This is a genomic window from Nostoc sp. (genome assembly GCF_036917435.1).
Lineage (GTDB): Bacteria > Cyanobacteriota > Cyanobacteriia > Cyanobacteriales > Nostocaceae > Nostoc.
The window spans coordinates 152304-167496 of the sequence record NZ_JBALDM010000018.1 but is presented as its reverse complement, the minus strand read 5'-3'; the positions used below and the strand labels follow the sequence as shown (position 1 = coordinate 167496).

Annotated in this window: 13 protein-coding genes; 4 read left to right on the top strand and 9 right to left on the bottom strand. The window is 41.7% G+C overall.

Annotation, left to right across the window (positions count from 1 at the left end; translation table 11 throughout):
- The first annotated feature begins 116 nt into the window (after positions 1–116).
- Positions 117–875, top strand: coding sequence for a HEAT repeat domain-containing protein (locus tag V7K98_RS08055; protein ID WP_335020509.1), 759 nt, complete (start codon positions 117–119; stop codon positions 873–875).
- Between the two features lie 116 nt (positions 876–991).
- Here V7K98_RS08055 and V7K98_RS08050 read toward each other — a convergent pair whose 3' ends face one another.
- The 8 genes from V7K98_RS08050 to V7K98_RS08015 all read right to left on the bottom strand — a co-directional run bounded on the left by V7K98_RS08050 (position 992) and on the right by V7K98_RS08015 (position 10487).
- Positions 992–1396: a phosphomannose isomerase type II C-terminal cupin domain gene (locus tag V7K98_RS08050; protein ID WP_335020507.1), complete on the bottom strand. Its 405-nt coding sequence runs from the start codon at positions 1394–1396 to the stop codon at positions 992–994.
- Positions 1397–1475: 79 nt separating this feature from the next.
- A complete protein-coding gene (locus V7K98_RS08045; RefSeq protein WP_335020590.1) occupies positions 1476–2819 on the bottom strand; it encodes a PQQ-dependent sugar dehydrogenase in 1344 nt (447 codons plus the stop codon).
- A 147-nt stretch (positions 2820–2966) separates the two neighbouring features.
- Positions 2967–4178, bottom strand: coding sequence for an EAL domain-containing response regulator (locus V7K98_RS08040; RefSeq protein WP_335020505.1), 1212 nt, complete (start codon positions 4176–4178; stop codon positions 2967–2969).
- Between the two features lie 31 nt (positions 4179–4209).
- On the bottom strand, positions 4210–4686 hold the full coding sequence (locus V7K98_RS08035; RefSeq protein WP_335020503.1) for a hypothetical protein: 477 nt from the start codon (positions 4684–4686) through the stop codon (positions 4210–4212).
- A 530-nt stretch (positions 4687–5216) separates the two neighbouring features.
- On the bottom strand, positions 5217–7994 hold the full coding sequence (locus V7K98_RS08030; protein ID WP_335020501.1) for a family 10 glycosylhydrolase: 2778 nt from the start codon (positions 7992–7994) through the stop codon (positions 5217–5219).
- 97 nt (positions 7995–8091) lie between these two features.
- Positions 8092–9450, bottom strand: a complete 1359-nt coding sequence (locus V7K98_RS08025) for a TIGR03279 family radical SAM protein (protein WP_335020499.1) — start codon at positions 9448–9450, stop codon at positions 8092–8094.
- On the bottom strand, positions 9426–9551 hold the full coding sequence (locus V7K98_RS08020) for a hypothetical protein (protein WP_335020497.1): 126 nt from the start codon (positions 9549–9551) through the stop codon (positions 9426–9428). The genes V7K98_RS08025 and V7K98_RS08020 overlap by 25 nt, the downstream gene beginning before the upstream one ends.
- 111 nt (positions 9552–9662) lie before the next feature.
- Positions 9663–10487: an undecaprenyl-diphosphate phosphatase gene (locus V7K98_RS08015; protein ID WP_335020495.1), complete on the bottom strand. Its 825-nt coding sequence runs from the start codon at positions 10485–10487 to the stop codon at positions 9663–9665.
- A gap of 456 nt (positions 10488–10943) precedes the next feature.
- On the opposite strand from V7K98_RS08015, the gene V7K98_RS08010 reads away from it, so the two are divergent.
- From V7K98_RS08010 to nadB, 3 genes are all read left to right on the top strand, one after another.
- The gene (locus V7K98_RS08010) at positions 10944–11711 is read left to right on the top strand and encodes a DUF3120 domain-containing protein (protein WP_335020493.1); all 768 of its coding nucleotides are present in this window, start codon (positions 10944–10946) and stop codon (positions 11709–11711) included.
- A gap of 519 nt (positions 11712–12230) precedes the next feature.
- Positions 12231–12659: a photosystem II complex extrinsic protein PsbU gene (psbU, locus tag V7K98_RS08005; protein ID WP_335020492.1), complete on the top strand. Its 429-nt coding sequence runs from the start codon at positions 12231–12233 to the stop codon at positions 12657–12659.
- Between the two features lie 157 nt (positions 12660–12816).
- Complete coding sequence (gene nadB / locus V7K98_RS08000; RefSeq protein ID WP_335020490.1) at positions 12817–14493, top strand: L-aspartate oxidase; 1677 nt, start codon at positions 12817–12819, stop codon at positions 14491–14493.
- Positions 14494–14598: 105 nt separating this feature from the next.
- On the opposite strand, the gene V7K98_RS07995 is transcribed toward nadB, so the two are convergent.
- A complete protein-coding gene (locus V7K98_RS07995) occupies positions 14599–14835 on the bottom strand; it encodes a hypothetical protein (RefSeq protein ID WP_335020488.1) in 237 nt (78 codons plus the stop codon).
- Positions 14836–15193 lie beyond the last annotated feature (358 nt).

Sequence of the window (15193 nt, the reverse complement as noted above, 5' to 3'; positions counted from 1 at the left end):
TTTGGATAAAACTCAACGAGGGGAAAAGAAAGTGTATAATTACGCAACTTATAAAGTTTTAACTTATTGGCACGGGGGATTATATGTTAATCCCTTTTCGGGATTGAAATGAAATTATGTATGACGAAGACGATCTAAGCCTACTCGATATTGAGGAGGAACTAGAAAGCCCCCTAGATAAAATAGAGCCGCTAACTGCCGATTCAGTTGTGGTTAAGCCCGATCCGGAATTGATGCTAGCCCTCCTAGAAAATCCCCAGCCCCAGGAAAGAATGTTAGCGGCGCGTGCTTTTTGTGATGTAGAAGATGCGCGTGCTACACCCCATCTGATTCGCCTGTTAACTGATATCTGTCCCTTAGTCAGGGTGAGTGCATCTTATGCCCTCGGACGCAATCCTAGTTCAGAAGCAGTGACTCCATTAATTGCTCAACTAAACAGTGATTGGAATGGCTATGTGCGTAAAGGCGTTGTTTGGGCTTTAGGAAACTGTCGCGATCGCCGTTCTTTACCACCCCTAGCAGATGCCTTAAGAACTGACATTTCCGCAGTGCGTTTGTGGGCTGCTAGCGCCTTAGCACAGATGGCAGAAGTGGGTTATGAAGCAGTTATAGGGGCAATACCACCATTAATTGAAGCCTTAGTCAACGATCCCGTTGCAGCAGTACGGAGTAACTGTGCTTGGGCAATTGGTCAACTTTGCCGCGAATTACCTTCTAATGTAGTTTATGCCACAGCGATCGATGCTCTAATTCAAGCCTTTGCTGAAGATAAAGATTTGGGAGTCCGAGAAGACGCGAAAGCTTCACTCTTAGGAGTAGGCGATCCCCGTGGCTTACAGCTGATTGAAACCATAGAACAAGAAGGGTGGTTTTGATTTGGGCATTGGGCATTGGGCATTGGGCATTGGGCATTGGGCATTGGGCATTGGGCATTAATCACTTGAATCCCAACTCCTCACTTTTGTACAGACGCGATTAATCGCGTCTCTGACTAACCTTCAGCTACATTTTTGACCAAATTTAAGTCATAAGGACGCTCAGTATCATCCTCGCCCAAATATTCACCATTTTGAATTTCCAGAATAACTAGGGGGATATGTCCAGGATTTTCTACCTTATGTAGGGTTGCTGCGGGAACATAAGTTGATTCGTTTCGATTCAGTAATATTTCTGCATCGCCACAAGTTACCTTGGCTACACCGGAGACTACAACCCAATGTTCATTACGATGATAATGGATTTGTGGTTTAATTCCGTGCCTGGGCTTGATTTCAACACGGCTAATTCTATAAGTATTTCCCTCTTCGATCACCTCCACCTCACCCCAATAGCGTGTACCTGAATGTGGAGGCAATTCGTTGATATTTGACTGAGTATTATTTTCATTGGGAGTCATAATCAATTTCTCAACCAGATGAGTATTAGTATTTTTCTGTAATTTACCGTAAATTTACCGTAAACGGGATAAAAGTTGTTTACCCCCCTTTATACTGAATCCGGTAAATCCGATTATTAGCTTCTTCTGTTAGTAGTAAACTACCATCTGGCAACACGAGTAAACCTACAGGTCGTCCCCAAGTGGTTGGTACAGAAGGATTTAGCAAAAAGCCTGTGAGAAAGTCTTCGTAGTAGCCAAGCGATCGCCCCTTAGCATCAAAGGGAACAAATACAATTTTATAACCAGTGCCGCGATCGCGATTCCAAGAACCACGAAAAGCAACAAAAGCACCGTTCCGGTATTTTTCTGGAAACGTTTTACCATCATAAAACTGCAAACCTAATGCTGCTGAATGCGCTTGGAACAGCACATCTGGCGTTTGGGTACGGGCTGCTAAATCGGGGCGTTTACTTTTGCCATCTGTTTTTTGACGCGGATCGAGGTTGTTTGGTGTCAGATAAGCATAAGGCCAACCATAAAATGCCCCCTGTTTAACCCGTGTCAGATAATCTGGAACCAAATCATCACCAATTCCATCGCGTTCGTTAATAGTGGCGTAAAGTTCCTTAGTTATAGGATGAAAATCTAAACCAACCGGGTTACGCAAGCCAGAAGCGAAAGTTTGCTGCTGGGAACCATCTAAATTCATTACCTGTATCGAAGCGCGTGGTAGGGGTTCTTCATCCACATTACTTCCCGATCCAACGGAGACATATAATTTATTGCGATCGGGCGAGACAACGACATTGCGCGTCCAATGGTTGTTATAACCTTGAGCAGGCAAATCAGCGATTTTTTCCCCTTTACCCGTAATTTTGTTTTGGCCTTGGGTATAGGGAAAACGCACTACAGCATCTGTGTTTCCTAGAAAAAAGAAATTATTTGCAAAAGCCATTCCAAATGGTCTATTGAGTCCGTTGTCACTACTAGCAAAGGTTTCTCGAACGTCGGCTACACCATCACCATTGCTGTCACGTAACAAACGAATGCGGTTTTGCCCCGTTTCAGTCACCAAGACATCGCCACTGGGAGTTAAAGCTAGCCAGCGTGGGGCATCTAAACCTTCGGCAAAGACGTTAACTGTAAAGCCTCGTGGTACGCGCAGCACCGGATTTTGCGGAATAGGTACAACTTCAGGGCGCTTGGAAGCACTTTCTGTTGCGAAGGGTGCTGGTAAATTCTTGAGATTTATCCGAATGGGCGTAGGTGAAAGTGCTTCAGTGCGGACAATATTTTTTGGCTGTGTAGAATTCTGTGTTTGTTGTGTAGAAGATACAGATATTTGTGGTGTGGGATTATCTGAGGAAGCGCGAGTCTGGTTACACGCTGCTGCCAAAGTCAATAAAAAAACTGGTAGCAAGAAACGCGCAAAGACTTTCATGACAGTAGACACCATGACATAATTTTCTTACTTTAGACTTAATACTTGATCATTGCCACCTGTCTAAAGTCCGATTTTTCTTACTTAGTCAACCTATGAGAAGATTAGGTGCTGGGAAAATAATTCCCAATTCCCAATTCCCAACATTCATACATATAAACATTTGTTAGTCAATAAAAGTTTTTCAAATTCTGCTGCTGACAGTGGACGACTAAATAGAAAACCTTGCATAGAATTACAGTTATGTTGGCGCAAAAAATCTAGTTCCGCTTCCGTCTCTACACCTTCAGCGATTACATCTAGATTGAGATTGTGAGCCATTTGAATTAATGCTTTAGTAATGGCTGATTTCTGTGGATCGTTAGCAACATTATGGATAAAATAACGGTCGATTTTTAATGTGTTAATTGGTAAGTTTTTCAGATAAATTAAGGAAGAATAGCCTGTACCAAAATCATCGATCGCAATTTTTATACCCAAGGATTGTAATTTGGTCATAGTAGCGATCGCACTATTTACATCTTGCATAATCATGCTTTCAGTTAGTTCTAGCTCTAAATCATCCGGTTGCAAGTTATTCATTGCTATAAAATTGACTATTTTCGGAATAAAATCTGGTTGATTAAATTCAATTACTGACAGATTCACAGCAATAATCAATGATTTAATTCCGGCATCTTGCCAGATTTTTATTTGCTTACATACATTTTTTAATACCCATCTGCCAATAGGAACAATTAAACCACTAGACTCTGCTAACGGAATAAATTGTGTTGGATAAACCATACCTAATTCTGGACTTCGCCAGCGTAGTAAACTTTCAGCAGCTACTATTTTTCCAGAAGAAATATCGATTATCGGTTGATAATAAATTTCAAATTCCTGAAATTTATGTTGTTTGATAACCCGGTGTAAACTAATTTCTAACAACTGCATTTTAGGAGACAAATTATTAATTATATTCTGAGGAGATAAGTACTTTTTTAAAGTAGCGTACTTTTCCAAACGATTTATAATTGCACTTAATAATTCAGCCCTAGTAAATGGCTTAGTTATATAGTCATCTGCCCCCATGTCCATACCTTGACGGAAGTCAGATTTGGCAGATTTCGCGGTGAGAAAAATGAAGGGAATTGTTGCCGTTGATCGATCTTGGCGTAATGCTGTTAGCACCCCATAACCATCAATTTCTGGCATCATCAAATCGCAGAGAATTAAATCAGGAACTTCGCTAATAGCCAAATGTACACCGATTCTGCCATTAGCCGCAGTAATAGTTTCAAAATCCTCTGCTTCTAGCAAATCTAAAATATTTTCACGGACTGCTTCATCGTCTTCTATTATTAAAATTTTGGGCATAATTTACCTCAATTTATCTTTTATTATTTAATTACAGAATGACAGTAAACTTTGTACCAAATCCCAGCGTAATCGAATGGAGATAGCTAGCCCAAAAGCCAGGACATTCAAGTTTTTCCCAATAACCTGCAATAGCGACAAAATTTTCGCTAAGAAAATATCCTGAACTTTTGGAAGTGTAAATTATTTCTCCGATGGAGAAGAGTATATATCGCAAATGTTGTTGGCTGACAATTAGCGTCCACCATATTTCCCAATATGAACGCCCAATTACGTCTTGTGGTTTTAGTCTGCAAAAGTTGAGTACTGTTTGCTTTACCTCAAGCACGATGCCTTCTGTTATGAGCAATCCGATAAACTGGAAAGTGCCGTTGAATACGGCGTGAAATCGCCTTTCACTCTCATGCAATGATACTTCTGCTACACGGGAGGTACTATCCACACAAACTCCAATGAGGGGAGCCGATTTGTCGTGTCTGTCAGTACTATAGCGTGTGCTAGTAACCATTTCTACTTGGGTAATTGTCTCTCAACAAGAAACCCGAATCGCCCGTCATAGTCATCGCATCTACATCTAACTAGTGGTGTTTTCAGCACAACCAGCGAGCTATAAACAGTCAGCTCTTAATTTTAAACCTTGTAGCTCAATAAGCGAAGGTAAAGTTTGCATAGATTTTTACAATAGTCATTGTCAAAAAATAGCTATATAAAGCTGCTTATCTGAAGTATTCTCCAATATTTTTACCCTAAAGAAGTGATTTTATTTGGTATATAAAGACGACAAAAATTGTGTTAAGAATTACAAAGTAGCTCATACAGCAGATTGCAACTTGGTGAAGTACAGATCATCGTAGGGGCACAACATGTTGTGCCCCTAACCGTGTACTTAATTTACCCGCAATACGCTGTATATAGTTAGTTGGACATAGCGTATAGGGCATTAGACATTTTTTGAACTTACGCAAAACCACACGTAGTAGGGGCAATTTTTTGCGTAAGTCCTGATCTTTATGCTTTCCCTACTCCTCTGCCTCTTGACTAGGGATGCATCTGCACTCGTCGTTCGCCATAACGCAATAGCCTTTCTATAGTTACAAGCCGATTTTCCCAAACTTTGACTTGATAGGAATTCGACTTAATTTCTTGGCTCATCAATACCCGAAATTGAGACTGGAATCGAGTTAGAGATGCTTTTGCCACTAGCAACTTACTAGGAGAAGGGGAAGCAGCAAGCTGATTTAAAGCACTGCGTAAAACTTCTGCCTGGTTGTTAAAATCTGATATTGTCTGGGCAGGTCTTTCTAGTGGGTCATTTTGAAAAACAAATTTCCATTCTCGTTGCAGCGCGGTGTAACGGATGGCGGCAGTTTCAAAAGGTTGGCGGTGAGGAATCGGTTCTCTTTTTGTAGATTGAACTCTACCTTGGGTGCTAATAAAAAGTTTTTGTAGATCGTTGTTAAAATTCTCTGCGGCAAAGAGTGCGTAACCACTAACTGGCAAGTCCCTTACTAACTGGAGTTGATCGAATGTCCCGATTGTTGGTAAAGAAAGTAAGCGAATTCCCGGTACTAACAATGTAGCTCCCAATTGTTTAGAGGCGATCCAGGGTTGGGCTAGTCGTTGGAAGCGAGAAGTATCCAGAGCATAAGTCATGGGAACGATTAAATCCACATCTCCCCGCCTTGCCCAAGTTTCCCAGTTTTGTTGAATTTTCTGAATTCGCTCTTGTTCTGGTAGAGGAAATACTGCAACCGACAAAATCAAATTCGGTCGTTTTTGTCGCAACTGCTCTGAAACTTGGGCAACAAAACTATCAACTTGCTCGGTGCGAAATGTTGTCCACTTTTGCCATAGTTCTGGTTGACTGGGGGAAATATTTATCGGATCTACACCAGTAAGTTGCTGAAACTGCTCTCTTGCAGCTTTGCCATAGCCGTAAGTTCGACCTGCTGATGGATCTTGAAAGGGGTAGCGAATGTAGTCTAGCTGTAAACCATCCACGTCATAGCGAGTAACGATTTCCTCATACAGCTTGAGTAAGTATTGCCGCACTTCGGGGTTGGCTGGGTCAAAGAATGGTTTAGTTTGCCCAACGGGAATCATATTGCCAAGATTATCGTAGTTTGCCCAATCGGGATGAGCCGCCAGCACTGGGCCTGGATAATTTGGATTAAGGTTGAGAATCTGATTGTGCCGTTGATTGCCAGCAGCAAAAGTCCAAACCCAAGCGTGTAATTCCATGTCGCGCTCATGGGCTAATTTCACTGCATCTTCTAGTGGGTTCCATCCATGAATTAATGGGTTTTGCTCTTTTGCAACTTGGCTGGGATAAATTGTATAGCCAGCATTAACAGTTTCAAAGAAGACAGTATTAATCCCAGTTTGGGCTAGGCGATCAAAAATCTGGGCTAGTCCCGCCTTGCTACCAGCACGAACAATTGTCCCTCGATCTAACCAAACTGCCCGAATTTCTGGTTGAGCCAACCTCCGATCGACGGGAAATTGCTGCCACAAAAGTGTCTTTGCTACCAGCCATTGCTGACGAGCCAAAGCATAGTTTTTTTGAGCAATCAATTGGGGTAAGTTCTTGGAAATTACCCTTACTTGTGCCAAGGCTTGGTCTTTGGTTCTAGCTAGCCCACCCAATTTAGTTGAGGCTAATTGTATTGGCTGCTCCTTGACAGATTGGGGGGTGTAGGTGTGCAAATTCCTAGAGGACTGTTTTCCCTCAGATATCCCAACGCCTTCTTTAACTGCATCGGCTGACACCGCTAAATTAGCGCTTTCCACCCGACCAATGAGATTTTCTAGCTCTTGCTGGAGAGCGATCGCTTGATTGCTGTCAATCGGCTCATTGGAGTTAGGTGCAACATCTAGACGCACCGCCTGTTCTAACTGATCGATCGCCTCTTGGGAACTTGGGGGTTTAACTATAGGAAGCGCTCTTGGTGTGGGAGCAGTGGCAGTTTTAGGAGGAAGGGATGAGGGGGATGAGGGGGATGAACTGCTCTGTTGCTCTCTTGGTGCAGAGGCTACTGTTGTAGAGCAGTTTGGCGAACCTCCTGCTACTTTTTTCATCCGATTCGATGGTGCTGGCGCTGTCAAATAATGATTTATAGAAGCTTTTAACCAGGCATTATCTAATTCTGCTGCTGAGGCTGTATCTGTTCCCCAACGCCAGCCCAAAAAGGTGGTACGCTCGGTTGTCACTACGGCGGCTGGATTATCTTTGGAATTCCAAATAGCAGTAGATTGAGCGCCCATATCATTAGGAATCACAACGCCGCCGCGTATTTTGCCAAAGAGTTCAGTTTGATTTGCCCATTCTGAGCTATTGGTTTTTGTGGGTTTGATCTGTTCTATGTCACTGAGGCTGAATCCCCAATAACCTCCCAAGAGCGATCGCAATAACTGCCGCACTCCTGCCGATGACAAACTACCCACAGGGCCACTAGCAATCAAGCGCCCTCCGTTACTCATCCATTCTTCGAGAGCGATCGCTTGGGTTGGCGTTAATGTCTCGACGTTTGGCAAAAATAATACTCTGCGATCGCCCCAGTCTGCACTATTCTTCACATCATCTAGAGAAATTACACAATATTTCATCCCTATTGTCTGCAAGCGGTCAGTTATCCCTGTCCATTGATTCGCATTTTCTTGGCTATGCACTACACTCAATACAGGTTCTTCAGTCGCCGCCGTTACTGGCAAAATACTAAAACTATTTAAAATTAAAAAGTTAAAACTTAAAATGAAGAATCCGGCTTTCTTTATTTGGAAATTTGCCTTTTCATGAAATTCTTTCCGATTCTTCACTACTGACTCCTCAGTGGATTAATTATTAATCATTACTTCTTATTTATCATCCAGCATAACAACAAATTACCTCCGAAAAACAACTGATCTTTGATAACTAAACCTGAGCATAATTAAAAGTACAGTTTTTGATTAAATCTTCTACACCTGCAACTGGGAAAATTTTTGTATTTAGTCTCCTAGCTAATTCCTCAATGCTCATGTCATCTAAAAACACTAATTCACCATTTTTTAACATGACATTCGGTAGCAAAATCCCATCACCTAAATCTTGATTTTCCAAATTTAAAAGCAAATCATGACCAGTTAGTAATCCGGTTACACTGATGGTTTGTCCCCAATAATCACTACATAAAGCACGCATATTCACTTCTAAACCTTCAACACAATTTAAGCGTTTCAAAATAGGTTGAAATGCTTTTTCTACGGCGTTGCCAACTACCCAAGTCAACTTTCTTTGAGGATATACTTTTGACGGAAGTAATTCTGCTGCAACGGTGGCAAATTGCTTGATAAATAGTTGAATCGAACCAACTCCGTTATCAATTTGAGGATATTCTTCATATTCTGACTCGCTGGGTAATTCCTCGCCTGCAATCAAAAACCACTCATCAGCTAACCAAACGACGCTAGAACCAAATTGTTGGCGAAATTGCCGTGAAAGCATTTGCACTTGGGAAATCACCTCTTGGGCTTTTTCTTTAGTTACGGGTATGAGTTCATCTTCTTGAGGGCGAAACCGTGTCAACCCAACTGGCACAACTGCCACCGATACCACTGCAGGGACTTCACCAGTATGAAAAGATGTTAAATCTTTGAGGGTTTTTTCTAAATGATTGCCATCATTTATACCAGGACAAACAACAACTTGAGCGTGAATTTGTAATCGCCTTTTTTGAAACCACTTTAGTTGTTGTAAAATTTGTCCCGCACGCTGATTTTTTAGTAGTCTAATTCTTACATCAGCTTCTGTCGCATGGACAGAAACATACAACGGAGACAAGCGCATTTGTTCAATTCGCTGCCACTCTCTCTCTGTCAAATTGGTTAGGGTAAGATAAGAACCGTACAAAAAGCTCAGACGGTAATCGTCGTCTTTCAAATACAAGCTGGTGCGCTTACCTGGTGGCTGTTGATCGATAAAGCAAAATGGACAGCGATTATTACACTGAATTAAGCCATCAAATAGGGCGGTTTCAAATTCTAGCCCCAAGTCTTGATCGTAATCTTTTTCAATTTCTAGGCTATGAGTTTTACCAGTAGCATCTAAAACTTCTAGTTCTAAAACTTCATCAGCACACAAAAACTGATAATCAATTAAATCGCGGGGACGTGTACCATTGATTGCAACGATCGCATCCCCAGCTTCAAAGCCAATCTCTGCGGCTATTGAGTCTGGGATAACCTTGGTAATTCGGGCAGGATTAATATTCATTGGGAATTGGGAATTGGGCATTGGGCATTGGGCATTGGGAATTGGGACTTCCAAATTAAAAAATATCCAAAAATCTCATACAATAATCCTCTCTCTTCTTCATCTCTCCGTGTCCTCTGCACGGCAGTCGCTCATGGGGGAAACCCCCAAGACTGCGCTGCCTTGTCTCTGTGGTTCGTTTTCTTGGATACTTTATTTCTTGGAAATCCCTTAAACAAATGACAACTATGAAATTATCCTTTCCAGCCTGCTGCGATCGCAGCTAAAATAGCACTACCGAATGCTAATCTGTACCAAACAAAAACCAATGTGTTTTTGGTTGCTAAGTACTTGATTAAAAATGCAATTGATAGGTAGGAAAAAATAAAGGTTGAAATAATCCCTACAATTAACAAGCCCACAATGTTATCGGGCAACTCGTGGGCTTGAAATAATTTGAAGATTTTCAAACTTTTATACAGCGTAGCAATGGTAAGAGTTGGAAATCCTAACAAAAATGAGAATTTCGCTGCTGTATCGCGTTCTAATCCTAAAAATAAGGCAGTTGTCAACGTCGATCCAGAACGAGAAGCGCCGGGGATTAAAGCAAGTGTTTGTCCCAAGCCAACTAAAATCCCATCCCGAATCTGCAATGAATCGAAGCCTCGCTTGCGAGTGCCAATTTTTTCTGCCAACGCTAGTAAAAGTGCCATGATGATTGACATGATGGCAATAATTAAGGCGCTTTCTGGGAGAATGTCTTTCAAAAGAAAGCCAAAAATTAAGGCAGGCAATGTTCCTACTAAAATTCCCACAATAATTTTCCACTCTTCGCGTTGCCAGTCTTTCTCTTTTAGTGCTTCGATTCCACCTCTGATAATACTAGAAATCAGCGACCAGAAATACCCCACAATTGCGATAACGCTGCCAAATTGAATGGCATCCACAAAATCTTTAGAACCTAACTCTTTCCAACCAAATATTTTGGTAAAAATCAGCAAATGTGCAGTGCTACTAATTGGCAAAAACTCTGTAATACCTTGAACAATACCCAAAATAAAAGCTTGAATAAACTCCATAGCAATTAATACCTTTTTCCTTTTATAGACATCATTATGAACATTGATTGTCTAGATGATGTTGCTTTATATACTCTCTACTGCACCTAATCTTATAGAAATTCGATTTTACCGATCGATAACATCATCCAAGACGCTGACTATGTTCTTACACCCACTTGAATAAGTCAACGAAATTTTGGCAATTCATCAAACTTTAATATTTAGCAGGTTGATGCCCTTCACTTTTTAACTGTTAGATTTTACCTTTCATCTCTCTGTAGTCCCCTATATACAAGAAACTACAGAGCAGCTTTGTACATAGTGGAACTTGAATGGATTAGTCTGACGCAGAATGTTTTGTCTGGTTTGCAGCCGCGCTCCCCGAAATTTCAGTATAATTACAATGCCCCAGGGGGGGATTTTAAAATGTGATATCTTAAATAAGATAAAGTTTAGTAACAAATATTAAAAACTTTGATTAATAATACACTGTCGTCCTACACTGCTTCTACCCCTTCGATTGATACTGAGTTGAATTTGGCTGATACTGGGCAGAATGGCATCAGGCAATTGGAATCTGCACTCTCTTTACCTTTATCTATTTCTGCTCGACAAAATTGGTTAGTATTTGCGGCGGCGGTGTTTTTGGTATCAGTGCCAGTATTTGTAGAAGCGCCAATAGTGCGATCGCTACCAACTCTCAGTTTAGCGCTGACAGCATTTTGGGTGTGGCTAAGTTTTACATTAATGTCACGTCCTGCAACTTATGTCTGGGGAGATTTACTATTAGGATTTAGCTGGAGTTGGTTAGCAGGGGCGATTTACTGGGGCTGGTTGCGTTGGGAACCTGTATTGCATCTACCAGTAGAATCTATAGGATTGCCATTTGCTTGCTGGTGTCTGGCGAAGAATTGGGGCAAGGTTGGTAGCTGGTTTTATTTAGGCTCTTTACTCGGTACTGTTTTAACAGACGTGTATTTTTATCTAGCAGACTTGATGCCTTACTGGAGGCAAATTATGAGAGTAGATGCAGATTTAGCACCACAAATTTTACAAAATGCCCTGATGCAAGTACAAACACCTTGGGGACAAAGTTGGGCGATAATTCTCGCCTTAGTGCTGCTAACAGTCGGAATTTTCGCTTTAGGTGGAAAGCAAAGACATTGGTATGCCTTTGGTGGTGCAGTTTTAAGCACAATTTTGGTAGACAGCCTGTTTTTGTTAGCTGCGATCGCCGCATGAAGAAGGTACGCTGAAGAATCGTCTAGGCTTCTCTTAGCAAAACTTTTTCTAGTCAGTCTACGGCACATCAAGAATGATGCTATAGATAATTAATTAGTTAAGAAATATTACATAACAGTCCATCACCCTCAAATTTTCTTGCTAGGGTATTCGGTATTTAGACATCGCACGGTTTTCTGTCTCTTTAGAAGCTAGAATCAGCCACCCCGAAAAGATTTCATCTTGCAGGGAATCCTAGCAGAATCATTGATAGAAGGCTATTACAGCTATTTAGACACTCCGATCCCGATAAAAATTTTGTCAAAACCACAATCAAACCCAGTAACAGTAAATATTGTGGATATTAATACGCTGTATATTAGTTTCTGATGACTGCTGTGTTAATTAAGCTATCAGGTTTTGTCCTTTGTCCTTTGTCCTTTATCCTTAGCACTCTGACTAATGACTAGTGACTAATGACTAATGACCACTGTTAGCTTAAAACTTTTATTTCTGTTTGATGGAAAGAGGTAGAAAATCGTGAAAGGATTGGCGCGTTTATTAACAGTGTTTAGTTTGTTACTTAGTTGCTGGGGATGGTTGGGAACAACTCAGATAGCCCAAGCTGCTAGTTTCAACAGTTTTGCTTTTCCCCAAGTCCCAATTTTGGCAATTGAGCGGCAGAATCGGGCAGATAAGAAGCTAGCAACGGAATTTGGTAAAAAAATTGATTTGAATAATACCAACGTCCGAGCTTTTCAACAGTATCCAGGGCTTTATCCTACCCTGGCTAAAAAAATCATCACAAATGCTCCCTACAAAAATGTAGAGGATGTATTGGATCTTCCAGGATTGAGCGATCGCCAAAAAGCAACCTTGCAAGCCAACTTGGATAAGTTTACCGTCACAGAACTAGAACCTGCCTTCAACGAAGGAGACGATCGCTTTAACAACGGCATCTACAGATAACTGAATTGCAGTTAATGTAGCAAATAAAAGCCCACTCCTGATTCTAGGGAGTGGGATTATTCTATTACAGATGAATGTAAGTAGGGAGTAGAGGGAGAAATAGTAAGTTTTCCCTCCATCCCCTTCCCCCTGTCCCCTTCCCCTTCCCCCATTAACCTTGCCTCAGATAGATATTCCTAGCCAATTTGATGTCTTAGTAGTCGGCGCTGGTGCTGCTGGACTATACACAGCGCTGTGTCTACCAGAGTCGTTGCGAGTCGGCTTGATTACCAAAGAAACTGTTGCTTTGTCCGCTAGCGATTGGGCACAAGGTGGTATTGCCGCAGCCGTTTCCCCGGAAGATTCTCCCACGCTACACATTGAAGATACGATCCTGGCAGGCGCAGGTTTATGCGATCGCACCGCAGTAGAATTTCTCGCCCAACTTGCCCCTAACTGCATTCAATCTCTAGTTGACTTGGGGGTTGCTTTTGACCGTCATGGTCAAGCCTTAGCTTTAACTTTAGAAGCTGCCCATTCTCGAAATCGCGTTCTCCACGCTGCGGACACCACAGGGAGGGAAGTTACAACCACCCTCACCGCCCAAGTATTACGTCGCCCAAATATTCAAGTCATTCAGCAAGCTTTAGCTTTGAGTTTGTGGATTGAACCCGAAACCGGTCGCTGTCAGGGAATAAGCCTGTTTTATCAAGGTGCGATCGCATGGATTAAAGCTGGTGCTGTGATATTGGCAACTGGCGGCGGCGGTCAGGTATTTGCCCAAACTACTAACCCAGCTGTGAGTACTGGTGATGGAGTAGCGATCGCATATCGGGCTGGGGCCATCCTCCGTGATTTGGAATTTGTGCAATTTCACCCCACAGCCCTAACAAAACCTGGTGCCGATCGCTTTCTCATAAGCGAAGCTGTACGCGGCGAGGGCGCACACCTTGTTGATAATGAAGGGCGGCGTTTTGCCTTTGACTACCATCCTGCGGGTGAACTCGCACCCAGAGATGTGGTCAGTAGAGCAATTTTTAGCCATTTACAACTTACCGCCGTTGATTTAGCCACTGCTCATGTGTGGTTGGATATGCGCCCCATCCCCGCCGACAAAATTCGTCACCGCTTTCCCAACATCATTAAAGTTTGTCAGCATTGGGGAATTGATGTCTTCCATGAACCAATTCCTGTAGCGCCTGCTGCCCATTACTGGATGGGTGGAATTGTTGCGGATCTAATGAATCACACAAATATCCCTGGTTTGTACGCGGTGGGTGAAACCGCTAGTACGGGGGTGCATGGAGCAAATCGCCTTGCCAGTAATTCCCTGCTGGAATGTATTGTGTTTGGGGCCCAGATGAGTCAAATTGAGTCGGAAAATATTGGGCTACCGTCAGAAACACCAGTGCTGCCATCACGGAAATTTATTGTTGATGCTAGTGAGTGGCATATCCAGCAAACACAGCTAGAAGCACTCAGAGAGAAGTTACCACGTCTAGTCTGGGAAAGTGCTGGTATTTGTCGAGAACAATCAAAGTTGGAAACTGCGATCGCCACTGTTGAATCTTGGCAGCAAGATTTTGCTGCCTTGCCTTTAAGTCAATTCTTACTTGCTTTACACCCAACAGAACCAGCTAGTTTTGACTTACCAGATGTTGAACGACAATTGCGACTTTGGGCAGAAACCCGCAATTTATTAGATGTGGCTGATTTAATTCTCAAAAGTGCTGCTTTTAGAACCGAAAGCCGAGGCGGACACTACCGTTTAGACTATCCTCAACCAGACCCAAATTGGCAAGTTCACACACTTGTGCAAACACATCATTGGTGGAAATCTTCAATATCATCTTGAATAAAGTACCCTTGCTATCTCCCAAAGGAATAAGACTCACTACTCACTACTCACAACTGGGCACTCCTGAAGCTGCTTTACCAAATCTAAAATCCAAAATTGCCATCAGCGAGTGCCGCTACCATGCTGACTGTCAGGGCCACCATAATTTGGTGGAATATATGTGTCTTTCAAATTTTGAGAATTGACTTTGCGGGCAATTAAAGTATTGCTGCTAGTAGCACCAACAGTATTAGCACTTGCAGGACTGAATATGCTCGTATAAGCCGCAATTTTCGGTATTAATACGTAAGCACTTATACATAAGATCGTAATGTTTGTGATTCGGAAGTTAGTTTTCATAGATTTCAGTAAATTTACTAATTTTTCATTTTAAATGTATTTTTTATTGGACAACGTATATTTACTGATTTTTTTGACAAAATATTTGAACTTTATTAAATTATTGCCAATAAACTACAAGTAACTGTGGTCTTTACTTATGCAGTGACCTCTATCTGCTGGTATTAAATAGTTTGCATACTTAAGTAGTATTCTTAAATAGTCATTTTTACATCAGTCTAAAGTTAGATATGTTGATCGATCGACATCAGCATTTTGCCTAATTCATTATTTATTAATGATATCTTAATACTTTTAAGTATAAACACTATGTTTGATGAATAACAATTTGAAAAAATATAAAAAAATACTTGCTTTT

What these genes read in the sequence shown, in the direction of transcription:
- V7K98_RS08040 (WP_335020505.1), bottom strand. Translation starts at nt 4,178, where the DNA reads ATGCCCAAAATTTTAATAATAGAAGACGATGAAGCAGTCCGTGAAAAT.
- V7K98_RS08035 (WP_335020503.1), bottom strand. Translation starts at nt 4,686, where the DNA reads ATGGTTACTAGCACACGCTATAGTACTGACAGACACGACAAATCGGCT.
- V7K98_RS07995 (WP_335020488.1), bottom strand. Translation starts at nt 14,835, where the DNA reads ATGAAAACTAACTTCCGAATCACAAACATTACGATCTTATGTATAAGT.
- V7K98_RS08015 (WP_335020495.1), bottom strand. Translation starts at nt 10,487, where the DNA reads ATGGAGTTTATTCAAGCTTTTATTTTGGGTATTGTTCAAGGTATTACA.
- V7K98_RS08050 (WP_335020507.1), bottom strand. Translation starts at nt 1,396, where the DNA reads ATGACTCCCAATGAAAATAATACTCAGTCAAATATCAACGAATTGCCT.
- V7K98_RS08025 (WP_335020499.1), bottom strand. Translation starts at nt 9,450, where the DNA reads ATGCCCAATTCCCAATTCCCAATGAATATTAATCCTGCCCGAATTACC.
- V7K98_RS08045 (WP_335020590.1), bottom strand. Translation starts at nt 2,819, where the DNA reads ATGAAAGTCTTTGCGCGTTTCTTGCTACCAGTTTTTTTATTGACTTTG.
- V7K98_RS08055 (WP_335020509.1), top strand. Translation starts at nt 117, where the DNA reads ATGTATGACGAAGACGATCTAAGCCTACTCGATATTGAGGAGGAACTA.